Consider the following 13,125-nt stretch of genomic DNA (forward strand, 5'->3'; position numbering starts at 1 on the left):
TATATGACGAAAAATGCTGTAGAAACAATTCATATGGCGGTGAAAGATTTAGAAGAAAGAAAGCAAAAAGCCCAGTTTAATGGCGGAATTGATAGATTAAATCTACAACGTGAAAGCGGTAATTATACGGCAAGGGAAAGAATCGAATTACTTGTTGATGAAGGTACCTTCATGGAGCTTGGGATGTTAAATCATTCCGATGTCATTGGATCAGAAGATAAAAGTGCGGGTGATGGATTAATCGGTGGCATTGGAAAAGTAAACGGCCGTCCTGCCGTTATTCAAGCGGGGGATAAAACGGTGTTTGCGGGAACGGAAGGAACCGTACATTTAAGGAAGTCGAAGTGGCTTTTCGCATACGCAATTAAGCGTGGAATGCCAATGTTTAACCTGAGTGAAGGTGGTGGCCTACGAATGCCCGATGGAATGGGTTCCGACGGTATCAGTACGAAGTTGTTCCCACAAGAAATGCTCATGGTTGGGCGGGAAGTACCTTCTATAACAAGTATTCTTGGTGATAGTTTTGGGGGACCGACTTGGATGGCGGTTTCTTCAGATTTCGTTACTCAATTGAAGGGGACGTGTATGGCGGTTGCTGGCCCACGCATGCTGGAAATGGCAACAGGCCAAAAGATTTCAAAAGAGGAACTGGGTGGTTGGGAAGTTCATGCGCGAGATACAGGCCAAGTAGATGCATTCGGGGAAACGGTAGAAGCATGTATCGATCAAATGAAGGATTTCTTCCAATACATGCCGTCCAATGCTTCAGAAGAGCCGCCTATAAGAGTAACGAACGATGATCCATCACGCCGGGTGGATCATGTACTAGACATTTTACCAAAAGAGTCTAATCGTATTTATAATATGAAAGAAATAGTGAAGGAACTTGTAGATGATGGGGACTATTTCGAATATAAATCTACCTATGGCCCAGCATTATTAACGATTTTATCTCATTTAAATGGCAGAGTAGTCGGCATTATAGCGAATCAGCCAAATAAGTATGCAGGGGCTGCTGGTCCAGAAGAGTGTGAAAAAGCGACTGATTTTATTTGCTTATGTGATTCTTTTCATATTCCACTTATCTTTTTGCATGATACGCCGGGCTTCCGTGTCAGTAACCAAGCCGAAAAGGAGAAAATGCCAACAAAAATCATGGTATGGAATCAAGCCCTGGCACAATCAACTGTACCAAAAATATCCGTCATCATTCGCAAGAGTGTTGGGGCTGCCTATGGCAATATGTGTGGCCCAACGATGGGGGCAGATTTCGTCGTTGCCTGGCCAACCGCAGAAATAAACTTTACTGGCCCTGAGGTGGGTATTAATGTAGTTTATGGTCGGCAATTGGAACGAGCAGATGATCCAAAAAGAGAAAGAGAAGAACTATTGAAGAAATGGGCTTTTGATAGTTCACCTTACAAGGCGGCAGCAGAGCATTACATTGATGATGTGATTGATCCACGCGACACTCGTAAGTTTTTATGCCAGGCTCTCGAATACGCATGTAATAAAAATGGCAGCAAAAGTGAACGACGTTTGGCAAATTGGCCGACAGGTTTTTGAGGATGAATCAGAATAATTTATCCCATTAAGTGGAAATGCGAGTATATATACGCACTACCTATTTAGAATTAACTAGGTGGTATAACGAGCAAATTTAGCGAAGGCTGCACTCCGTATCCTACATGCGCCGCGGCCATTGAAATCGAGGAGGGATGCAGTTCGATCCCTCATCAATGACCTTCCGGTGGGCTTATTGCATGAGGCCATTACCAAGCGAAGAAGGGGTGTTAGGAGTGTTAAGTGCCGACTATATAGCTCAGTACTTGAATCTTTCTTTAAGTGAGTCAAAAGCACCTATTCAATTGAGATTAGTGCTAGAATAGAGTCAAGAAAAGATAATGGGGATAGATGGATGAAAACGTATCTAATTAAGAAGGCATTGAATAATAATGTTCTCATTGCAACTGATGTTAATGGAGATGAGGTCGTTTTAATTGGTCGAGGCATCGGCTTTGATAACAAAGCTGGAGAGTCGATTATTCGAGAAAAAGTTGAGAAATTGTTTGTATTGAATGATCCTGAAGAGCAGGAGCAGTACAAGCAACTTATTTCCACTCTTGATGAAAAGACGTTAAAAGTACTCATTTCTGCAGTCGAAATTATTCGGGAGCGAGCTGGCATGCAGTTGAATGAACATATTCACGTAGCGCTGACAGACCATTTGTTCTTTGCGGTTAATCGGATGAGGCGGGGAATGGTAATTCGGAATCCTTTTTTACTGGAGACAAAGGCACTTTATCCTGATGAATATAAAATTGCTGCTGAAGTGACAGAAATGGTTAATAAACAGTTAACTGTTGCGCTACCTGAAGGGGAAATTGGTTTCATTGCCTTACATATTCACAGTGCTCTTGTGAATAAAAATGTGCGTGAATTAACGACGAATTCAGATTTGATTATTCGGCTCGTCAAAATGATCGAAGAACAACTTGACGTAGCCGTTGATAAGAATAGTATCGATTATATGCGGTTGATCCGCCATCTTCGTTTTACAATTGAGCGGGTGGTACGTGGAGAAAAGATTGCAGAGCCGAAAAAAATTACAAGACTGTTAAAAATGGAGTATCCAATTTGTTATAATTTAGCTTGGAAGCTGATTAAAGTAATGCAACAAACATTACAAAAAGAAATCTATGAGGCCGAAGCGGTTTACCTAACACTTCATCTCCAACGGATTCAAGCAAAAATGGAATGAAAATAGTGGCCTGTTATGAGTTAAATAATATTATTTGCAAGGTTCTAATAACTATGATAATATTATTAAATAAAGTCATTGGGTAATACAATTGGCGTCAGACATAATTTATAAAAATATTATCTTCGTACGTGTTACTGATTCGATCAGGCATGAGTAAAAAGATGATTGATGAAAGTTTGGGGGGCAACTCTTGGGCTTATTTCAATTCCTTTTTTCTCATGTCTTTTTGTATTTATATATGTTGAACAAACGAGTACCTACTAAACTAGGCGAATGCCCCCTAACGATGGAGGCATCCCCGAGTGCCGTAGCGAATTCAATGGAATTCTTTATGTCAACCTATATAGTTGGAAAAACCCGATGGCTTATTAATTATTTAGGAGGTTTTGAAATGTTTAAAAAGACTTTTGGCGTTTTGCAAAAAGTTGGCCAAGCTTTAATGCTTCCAGTGGCTTTACTTCCGGCAGCAGGTTTGCTGCTTGGTATAGGTAATGCTGCACAGCAAGAAACAATGCTTAATTATCTGCCGTTTTTGTCTGCAGATTGGATCCAGTTGACAGCAACTGTCATGGAAGACGCAGGTGGAATTATTTTTGGTAATTTACCGCTCATCTTTGCAATTGGTGTTGCGATTGGGTTAGCAAAAGATGGTGCTGCAGCACTTGCCGCACTTGTTGGTTACTTAGTATTGAATCAAGTGATGAGTTCATGGCTCGGGATTACACCGGACATGCTTGCTGATAATCCGGCCTATGCACTTGTTTTCGGAATTCCAACGTTACAAACCGGAGTTTTCGGCGGGATTATCGTAGGTTTGATAGCTGCGTTTTGTTACAACAAGTTTCATGACATTGAAATGCCTTCCTTCCTTGGGTTCTTTGCAGGGAAACGGTTCGTTCCAATCGCTACGGCTGGCGCGGCTTTCGTAGCTGGGTTGCTACTAATCGTTATTTGGCCGACAGTTCAAGCTGGAATGAACAGTGCATCACTTTGGTTACTCGATGAAGGTACATATATCGCTGTATTCTTCTTTGGATTTATCAAACGTTTGCTAATCCCGTTTGGATTGCACCATATTTTCCATGCGCCGTTCTGGTATGAATTTGGTACATATACGACGGCCGCTGGTTCAGTGGTTCGCGGTGATATGACAATCTTCTTTGCACAGTTAAAAGATGGTGTACAGCTTACAGCTGGTAACTTCATGGGTGGAGAATTCCCGATTATGATGTTTGGTTTACCAGCGGCGGCGCTTGCGATGTATCATGCAGCGCTACCTGAAAAGAAAAAGTTAGTTGCAGGACTATTAGCATCAGGTGCTTTAACCTCATTCTTAACAGGGATAACTGAGCCACTTGAATTTTCATTCTTATTCCTGTCGCCTATACTTTTCTTACTCCATGCTGTTTTAGATGGATTATCATTTGTATTAATGACATTCTTGGAAGTTCATATCGGTTACACCTTCTCAGGTGGAGCCATTGACTTCTTCCTCTTCGGTATTTTACCGGGCAAAGAATCATGGTGGATCGCCGTATTACTCGGCCTTGTTTTTGCAGTGATTTATTACTTCTTGTTCCGCTTTATGATTAGTAAGTTTAATCTAATGACGCCGGGACGTGAAGCAGATGACGATGATGATACTGAAGAAGCGAAAACGAGTCCGAAGGGGAACACTGATCTTGCTTACAATATTCTTGAAGCAATGGGCGGTCAAAAGAATATCAGCCAGTTAGATGCTTGTATTACAAGGCTTCGTGTATCTGTTATTGATGTTCAAGCCGTAAATAAAAAAGAATTGAAAAAGTTAGGTGCGGCAGGTGTACTTGAAGTTGGTAATAATATTCAAGCCATATTCGGCCCACGATCTGAAATTATTAAAGGTCAAATGCAAGATGTAATCAGTGGGAAACGACCTCGTTCTGAGGTGATCGAACAACCTATTCAACCTGAAAGTAAAGTTACTTCTAATCAAGTGACAGATCTGTTTATATCACCAATACAAGGTGAGATTAAGCCACTTTCGGAAGTACCTGATGCAGTGTTCGCCGAAAAAATGATGGGCGATGGTTTTGCGATTATGCCATCTGAAGGTACTGTTGTTTCACCAGTGGATGGAACAATCGTTACTTTCTTCCCGACAAAACATGCATTAGGGATTCAAGCTGATTCAGGAAGAGAAATTTTAATTCATGTTGGAATTGATACGGTTAAACTAGATGGTAAAGGTTTCGAAGCTCTAGTTGCACAAGGAGATCGTGTTCAAAAAGGACAGCCTTTGTTGAAATTCGATATTGATTATATTAAGGAGCATGCGACTTCAATTATTACCCCGATTATCTTTACTAATCTATTTGAGGGTGAGTCAGTCGTTATTAATAAGTCAGGTACTGTTGAATTGCAAGAAGAAAACATTATTACGATTAAAAAATAAGAATAGCGTAAGGGATCTTTAGAAAGAAATCAGCCATGTATAAAATGGCTGATTTCTTTCTTTTTTTTGTATATGTTGATTAACTAAAAATAACCAGAAAACAACTTAATCAAACACTATATAGTCGGAACTTAACAAATGGAATGTTCTTCTAACACCGCTTTGTCACTTCTTCGCAAGATTTGTTCGTTATACTGGCGAGATATACCGCCTAGTTACAGAGGGTGATATTCAATGCTCACTTCTTTTCTATGGTTTTTCATTTTAGGGAAACGTACTAGTCCAAATGAAGAATATTGCGCCTATCTTACCAGTACCTTATACAAGAAAATGGTCAATCAACAGACGTGTTTTTTTTGCATATCACTCTTAAAATTAGTGTCAGAAGACTTCCTTAACTGACGAATCGCCCCTGTTTGTGAGATAATACACTTAGAATGAGAGGCTGATTAACAATGACATTTCAAGATTATAACTTAAGCAAGGAGATTACACGGGCGCTAGACGGGCTTGGGTATTCATCACCTACAGAAGTGCAGGAGAAAGTAATTCCCGCGGCACTTACTAAAAACGATTTAGTTGTCAAATCACAGACGGGGAGCGGGAAGACGGCGGCTTTTGGAATCCCTATCTGTGAAATGGTGAACTGGGACGAGAATAAACCACAAGCACTAATCCTAACACCGACACGCGAACTGGCAGACCAGGTCAAAGAAGACATAACAAACATTGGTCGTTTTAAGCGTATTAAGGCAGCTGCTGTCTACGGAAAATCCCCATATGCTTATCAGAAAGAAGAACTGAAGCAAAAATGCCACGTAGTTGTGGGAACACCGGGGCGTGTATTCGATCATATTGAGCGAGGTTCGCTTGTGCTTGACCAAATTAAATATCTCGTACTTGATGAAGCTGATGAAATGCTAAATATGGGCTTTATTGACCAAGTCGAATCGATTATTAATAAATTACCGAAAAACAGAACGACTATGCTGTTCTCAGCAACACTTCCTGAAAAGATTGGCAAACTAAGCAGTAAATACATGAACAACCCGAAAAATATTGAGATAGCTTCAACTGTGACACTGACGGATCAAATTGACCACTCACTCATTATCGTAAGGGATCCGCAGAAATTTGACCTGCTACGCGATGTGACTGTTGTTGAAAATCCAGATAGCTGTATTATTTTTTGCCGGACTAAAGATCAGGTGGACAGTGTTACTGAACAGCTTGAAAAACTACACTATACTTGCGATAAGCTACATGGCGGTATGATGCAGGAAGACCGTTTCTCTGTTATGGATGAGTTCAAGCGAGGTGAATTCCGCTACTTGGTTGCGACAGATGTTGCTGCACGTGGTATTGATATCGACAGCATTACGCACGTAATTAACTATGACCTGCCTGTGGAAACTGAAAGCTATGTGCACAGAGTAGGGAGAACTGGTCGGGCTGGTAAGAGAGGGAAAGCAATTTCTTTCGTCACGCCTAATGAAAATCACTTGCTTGATGAGATTGAAGCGTACATCGGATTTGAAATTCAACAACGCAATGCTCCATCGAAACAGGCAGTTGTAGTAGCAATGGGGGCATTTACCGAAAAGTTGGAAAGTCTACCTGAATTGAAAAAGAACAAAAATGTTCAAGTGAACAAAGATATTATTAAATTGTATTTCAATGGCGGAAAAAAGAAAAAGCTACGTGCTGTTGACTTCGTCGGTACAATTACAAATATTGCAGGCGTGTCGGCAGAAGACATTGGAATCATCAAAATACAGGACACTGTGACGTATATTGACATTTTGAACGGTAAAGGCAAACTCGTATTAAATGAAATGAAAACGACAACGGTTAAAGGAAAGTTATTGAAAGTGCATATAGCGAATAAATAACTGCCCATTTGAAAAGCGGAAGGCGCCTTCTAGACGCGACAGGCATAAGTCGATCCTGCGACGTGGCGGCCTTTGCCACATAGCAGGATTGCTTATGACCCGAGCGGCTGGCGCCTGTAGCTAGACACTAAGAAAAGCGGAAGGCGCCTAAAAGGAACGCAGCTTAAGTGCGCGACGTCCTGTCGCAAAAGCTGCATGACCTACATCCTGTAGGCCCGCGACAGGCATAAGTTAAAAGGAAGGCAGTCTAAGATCGCGACTTCATGTCGCAACAACTGCATACCTGCATCCTTGCAGGCACGACGTGGCGCCCTTTGCCCGGGAAGGATGCAGTTCAATCCTTCCTAGCAGGATTGCTTAGACTCAAGCGGCTGGCGCCTGTAGCTAGACACTATTCTAAGTTGAAAAAAACGTATACTATCTTTCCATTTAAAAAAGCAATTCTTGATCAGTCTTATCTGATCAAGAATTGCTTTTTACTTATTAATGACTCCACTTACCGACTGGTTGTCCCACTTGCACTTCACTGTTCAATTCAACAGTCGGAGTGAAGTTCGGGTTATTTTCTACAAATAGAATAACTGTAGAACCGAAACTGAAGTATCCAAAATCATTACCTTTAACACATTCTTTCGAAGAGTTAAGGAGCTGAATACTATTCACATTTAACGCACCGACTTTTACAATGGCCACTTTTCCGAAATCCGTCACTACCTCTGAAATGAGGCGATGGTTCGTGGAGAAGGGGCTCTGTCCAAGACGTAATCCTAAACTATTCACTGGGTAAGAGACACCGCCAAGCGCGTAACGTGAAACCAATGCTCCCGTTACAGGATAGTGGAAGTGATGATAATGGCTTGGTGACAGATAAAAGATGTAATATGTGCCATCTTTATAAGCAGCTGCTTTTTCAGAGGTACCCATAATTTCATTTATCTTATACTGATGGCCTTTTATCAGGAAAGATTGGTCAGTAGCTATTTTCCCAAATCCACTTACAACGCCATCCACTGGTGAAGTGATGGCGTTCGGCGAAGGATCCACTTGACGTATGCCATCTTTTAGCTGGCGAGTAAAGAGTGCTTGTAGACTTTTATAATGTGAAATTGGGTATTCCATTTCGTCATTATTAATGCGATAAGCATTGCTGAAAGGTTTAATGAAAGGCCGGCTAAATCGTGAGCCTGTAAATGATTTTAAAAGAGCAGAAGAAACCGGATTCCCTGTTAGCTCGACAAAAGATTTAAAGAGTGCTTTTTTCATTTATCTTATCCTCCGAACGATTCATTTACACTTTTGCAATACGGATGTTGCTAATCATCAATACTGACATAATCAACATTAATATAACAAAAAATAATGGTCCCACATATGGAACAAGGAAAAAGCTTAGTGTCATGACAACCCCCGCTGCTGTAATCGGAACACCATAAAATGCACCATCAAATTCAGATGAGTTGTAGCGGGCAAGACGAACTGCGCCAGCTAATACATAAAAAATGGTGGCGATGATTCCAAGCCAAGGGGTCATATGGAGTGTTGCTTCGTAAATTAATAATGCGGGCGCTAGACCGAATGAAACTAGATCGCATAATGAATCGAGCTCTTTGCCGAAGAGTGATTCTGCATTATAATGTCTTGCCACCATTCCATCGAAACGATCGAATAATGCAGCAAGGAAAATGAATAGTAAACTCATATGACCTAAGCCTTTTATAATAAGAATGATAGCAACAACGCCAAAACCTAAATTCAATAATGTAATTGCATTTGCTAACTGCGCTTTAACTTTGGATTGTTCAACATAATCAGGTGAAAACATAAAACACCTCCTAATAGTGTACAAACGATTTTCGATTTATTAATAGCCATGATTTCAACTATCCAAAATACAATGATACCATGATTTCTGTTGTGAAAACTGTGAAATTAAAGATGAATTAAAATAAAGTATATAACCGGTAATCTTACATTATACTTGAATAATGAATACTGTGCAATTTAAAGTGCGAATGTAGCGCCTGCTCACTATTTGAATCACTTAAAAGACTTGAATTATATATTGACAATACGCTGATAATGATTATCATTGTTAATAAGAGGATGACGATTAACTAGAGAGAAGGTTCAAGATGAAATCAAAAGCACTTTTAGCATTACTTCTATCAGGTGGAGTTATCATGTCAGCTTGTAATGCTGACAAGGACACGGCCCCTGCTAATACTGAAAAGACACAGCCAGAAACGGTTGATTTACAAACTGAAATGGAGGCTTATCAAGCATTCGCAATGGAACAAATGGATTATTTTCTAATTGAAACAGAAAAATTCGTACTAGCCGTAAAAAATGGAGACATTGATGATGCGAAAGCAATTTATCCGAAAGCCCGCATGTATTTTGAACGATCCGAACCCATTGCGGAGAGTTTTGGCGATTTAGATCCACGTATTGACGCACGTCTTGCCGATTTGGAGGAAGAAGGGCAAGGCAAAGAAGATTGGTCAGGCTATCATAAAATTGAATATGGTCTTTGGGTTGAAAATACGACAGTAGGTTACGAAGGAACAGCGGATCAATTATTAAAAGATGCGAAAGAACTGAGAGCACGTGTAGAAACAGTTGAAGTAACACCGGATTTGATGATTACGGGTGCAGTGGATCTTCTAAATGAGGTATCGACGTCAAAAATTACAGGAGAGGAAGAAATTTATTCCCACACTGACCTCTATGATTTTAAAGCGAATGTCGAAGGTGCAGAGAAAATCTTTGAAATTCTAAAAGATAAAATCAAGCAAAAAGATACAAGTCTTGTAGAAACATTAACGGCTAAATTTGCCGATTTGAACAGTCTATTAGCGAAACATGAAGATGGCAGTGGTAATTATATATCCTATGAGCAGTTAACGACAGAGGATACTAAAGCGTTAGCGGAGGCTGTCAATCAACTTGGCGAGCCATTAAGTCAAATCGGCATTATTATGGAGTGAGTAGAATGTCAGATCAACAACAAGAAAAATTACTCGACAAAAAAATATCACGCAGACAGCTGCTGAAATATACAGGCGCTGGTGCGGTCGGTATTGCGATTGGAGTTTCGGGGTTAGGTAGCATTCTGAATACTTTCGGAATGACGGCTCCTGAAGATGACGTAAATGCTACCAATAAAGTGTTGTTTTACGGTAAGCATCAATCTGGAATTGCTACGGAAACTCAAAGTCATGTCTACTTCGCTTCATTGAACGTCTTGGTGACATCTAAAAATGAATTGCAAGAGCTATTCAAAATGTGGACGCCTCTTGCAGTCCGTCTTATGAATGGCGAATCCATTTCGCAATCTGATGCAAATGGTTTTGTTCCACCGAAAGATACAGGTGAAGCTCGAGGTCTTGATGCATCGAATTTAACATTAACTTTTGGCGTTGGACCTTCGCTTTTTGAAAAATCAGGCTTGGGATTGAACAGTAAAAAGCCGAAAGAGCTACAAGACCTTCCGCATTTTTCGAAAGATCAGCTCAATCCATCTTATACGGGCGGCGACATCTGTATACAAGCGTGCGCAGATGATCCGCAAGTTGCGTTTCATGCAGTTCGCAATTTGATTCGCGCTGCTTCTGGAAAGGTTTCATTAGCATGGTCTCAAACTGGCTTTAACTCAATCCCAGTGAAAAATGGAGTGAAGCAGACACCACGTAACTTGTTTGCATTTAAAGATGGAAGCGTCAATCCAAATTCGAAAAACAATCAAGATATGAATAATGTTGTTTGGATCCAGCCTAGTGGATCTGCAAATTGGTTGACGGATGGAACGTATTTAATTGTTCGTCGCATTCAAATGCATCTGGAAACATGGGATCGCACTGCCTTACATGAGCAAGAAAACGTATTCGGACGACATCGAGATAGTGGCGCACCTCTTGGGAAATTGAACGAAATGGATGATCTGGAAGTGAATCGCTTAGACGAAAAAGGCAATCCGGTCATTCCGGTGGATTCTCACTCCCGCCTGGCAAGGGAAGCGGGCGAACGTATCCATAGAAGAGCATTCAGCTATGCCTCGGGGGTTGTTGATAAGACAGGGGCATACGATGCAGGATTACTTTTCATTTCATTCCAAAAAAATCCGTTGCAGTTTATAACGATACAAAATCGCTTCGGTCGTTCAGATAAATTGAATGAATACATTACACATCGAGGCAGCGGACTCTTTGCATGCTTCCCTGGTATTCAAAAAGGGAGTTATATCGGTGAAGCACTTTTTAGCATATTGTAGTCAAATCAGTTTCATAGTACTACTTCTTTTTACACTGATAACGACGCCTGCTGAAGCTGCAGAATCATACGGCGAATTGTATATCTCAATCAGCGATGCCATTATGGGTTCTAAACAAGGAAATGATGCGGACGCAATCGCAGCGTTGGACACTTTCAAAGAGGATTGGCAAAAGTTATCGGAAGCAGATAATGTAAAATCTCAAGCAATCGATCAAGCTTTGCAACTAGCATTTGAAGCGAAGAATTCGAAAACCAGACTCGAAGCGTTAACGAATCTCTCGAAAACATTGCATACACTCGAAAAAGCAGAGAACCCTGTCGATGAAAAGGCGCAAAGGGAGGCTTTTGATAAAGCAATCCAACCTTCCTTGAAAGTGCTTCAAGAGGCAATACTTTCAGGTGATACTGAAGCAATGGAAGCTGGTCTAAAGAAATTCATCAAAGACTGGAAAAAAAGCGAACGGCCTGTACGTGAGCAAGATATTGCCGCTTATGGAAAAATTGAAACACAAATAGCGTTCATTCGTATTTCACTGGCGGAAGATAAGCCTGATATACTAATTTTAACTGAACAATTTGATGCGTTATCGATAGCAATTCAAAACTTTGTCTCCGGCGAAAAGGTCAAGGTAAAAAACGAGGGTTACTCGCTGGCTACGCTAATCGGTTTATTGGATGACAGTAAAGGTTCTATTAAGAACCGAAAATTCGATGAAGCAGCTAAATCACTAAAAGAATTCATCACAATTTGGCCGAATGTTGAAGGCGATATCCGAACGAAAAACGCTAAACTCTATACGGAAATAGAAAATGAAATTCCGCTTCTGGTAAGTGATCTGTCAAAGCAGTCAGTCGATGAAAGGGAAATCAACGTTAAGTTGGACAACTTTAAACAGCAGATTGCTCTCCTACAAGGAAATACGACGTATAGTTTCTGGGATTCGGCCCTCATATTGCTGCGTGAGGGACTGGAAGCTTTACTTATTATAATTGGACTTATTGCGTTTCTAAAAAGATCTGGCCAAGAAGCCATGCAGAAATGGATTTACCTCGGCGCGCTCGGCGGAATTACTGTCAGTGTAGTTGCGGCGATTTTTATGTCGACACTGTTTCAATCGCTTACCATCGGCACAAGCCGTGAAATGATGGAAGGATATATAGGTCTTTCCGCGGCCGTGCTAATGATTGGTGTTGGGATTTGGCTTCACAGTAAGTCGTCCGTCATCTCGTGGAATCAATACATTTCGAAACAGATAGGCAATGCAATCTCAAAACAAAGTGTATGGGCGATGGCCTTCATCAGTTTTCTTTCTGTGTTTAGAGAAGGAGCCGAAACCATTGTCTTTTACGCTGGTATTGCTCCGAAAATGCCAACAGCTGAATTTATCAGCGGAATCGTACTCGCAATCATCATTTTAGTCATTATTGCCTTTCTGTTGCTGCGCATTAGTGGTCGGATTCCAGTTCATCGTTTCTTTCTGGTCGCGACAGTACTCATCTACGTATTGGCCTTTAAAATTATAGGTGTCAGTTTGCATACATTGCAATTGACGAGTGTAGTGTCAATGACTGTGGTGAAGGGGTTGCCAATCCTAAATGGTATTGGCTTTTATCCGACTACCGAGACAATAATTGCCCAGGCGATTTTACTCGTTACCATTGTCATTACGATTGTTTATAAGAGAAGAGTGAATGTGCAAAAGTAGTATTAGTGATTGCAACAAAAAACGCCTCAATCGACTTGCTGATTGGGGCGTTTCTAT

The 13,125-nt window shown here is 40.8% G+C and carries 9 protein-coding genes; 7 read left to right on the top strand and 2 right to left on the bottom strand.

Annotated features, from left to right (window positions below):
* The first annotated feature begins 3 nt into the window (after positions 1-3).
* The 4 genes from I2484_RS14675 to I2484_RS14690 all read left to right on the top strand — a co-directional run bounded on the left by I2484_RS14675 (position 4) and on the right by I2484_RS14690 (position 7,090).
* Positions 4-1,566, top strand: a complete 1,563-nt coding sequence (locus tag I2484_RS14675; protein ID WP_255551460.1) for an acyl-CoA carboxylase subunit beta — start codon at positions 4-6, stop codon at positions 1,564-1,566.
* Positions 1,567-1,918: 352 nt separating this feature from the next.
* Positions 1,919-2,761 (top strand): glucose PTS transporter transcription antiterminator GlcT, encoded by an 843-nt coding sequence (glcT, locus tag I2484_RS14680; protein ID WP_207151790.1) that lies wholly within the window; start codon positions 1,919-1,921, stop codon positions 2,759-2,761.
* Between the two features lie 394 nt (positions 2,762-3,155).
* Positions 3,156-5,198, top strand: coding sequence for a glucose-specific PTS transporter subunit IIBC (gene ptsG, locus I2484_RS14685; protein WP_207151791.1), 2,043 nt, complete (start codon positions 3,156-3,158; stop codon positions 5,196-5,198).
* A 455-nt stretch (positions 5,199-5,653) separates the two neighbouring features.
* Positions 5,654-7,090, top strand: coding sequence for a DEAD/DEAH box helicase (locus I2484_RS14690; RefSeq protein WP_207151792.1), 1,437 nt, complete (start codon positions 5,654-5,656; stop codon positions 7,088-7,090).
* Between the two features lie 483 nt (positions 7,091-7,573).
* Here I2484_RS14690 and I2484_RS14695 read toward each other — a convergent pair whose 3' ends face one another.
* Together I2484_RS14695 and pssA are read right to left on the bottom strand one after the other, a co-directional pair.
* On the bottom strand, positions 7,574-8,353 hold the full coding sequence (locus tag I2484_RS14695) for a phosphatidylserine decarboxylase (RefSeq protein ID WP_207151793.1): 780 nt from the start codon (positions 8,351-8,353) through the stop codon (positions 7,574-7,576).
* A 25-nt stretch (positions 8,354-8,378) separates the two neighbouring features.
* The gene (gene pssA / locus I2484_RS14700) at positions 8,379-8,912 is read right to left on the bottom strand and encodes a CDP-diacylglycerol--serine O-phosphatidyltransferase (protein ID WP_207151794.1); all 534 of its coding nucleotides are present in this window, start codon (positions 8,910-8,912) and stop codon (positions 8,379-8,381) included.
* 310 nt (positions 8,913-9,222) lie between these two features.
* Between pssA and efeO the strand changes: the two genes are divergently transcribed.
* From efeO to I2484_RS14715, 3 genes are read left to right on the top strand one after another with little or no spacing between them, the layout of a single operon-like run.
* Entirely contained in the window at positions 9,223-10,077 is an 855-nt protein-coding gene (gene efeO / locus I2484_RS14705; protein ID WP_207151795.1) for an iron uptake system protein EfeO, read from the top strand.
* A gap of 5 nt (positions 10,078-10,082) precedes the next feature.
* Complete coding sequence (gene efeB / locus I2484_RS14710; protein WP_207151796.1) at positions 10,083-11,360, top strand: iron uptake transporter deferrochelatase/peroxidase subunit; 1,278 nt, start codon at positions 10,083-10,085, stop codon at positions 11,358-11,360.
* On the top strand, positions 11,335-13,068 hold the full coding sequence (locus I2484_RS14715) for an FTR1 family iron permease (protein WP_346014197.1): 1,734 nt from the start codon (positions 11,335-11,337) through the stop codon (positions 13,066-13,068). Before efeB ends, I2484_RS14715 begins: the two co-directional genes overlap by 26 nt.
* Positions 13,069-13,125: the final 57 nt, after the last annotated feature.

The organism is Sporosarcina sp. E16_8, assembly GCF_017347095.1.
Classification (GTDB): Bacteria; Bacillota; Bacilli; order Bacillales_A; family Planococcaceae; genus Sporosarcina.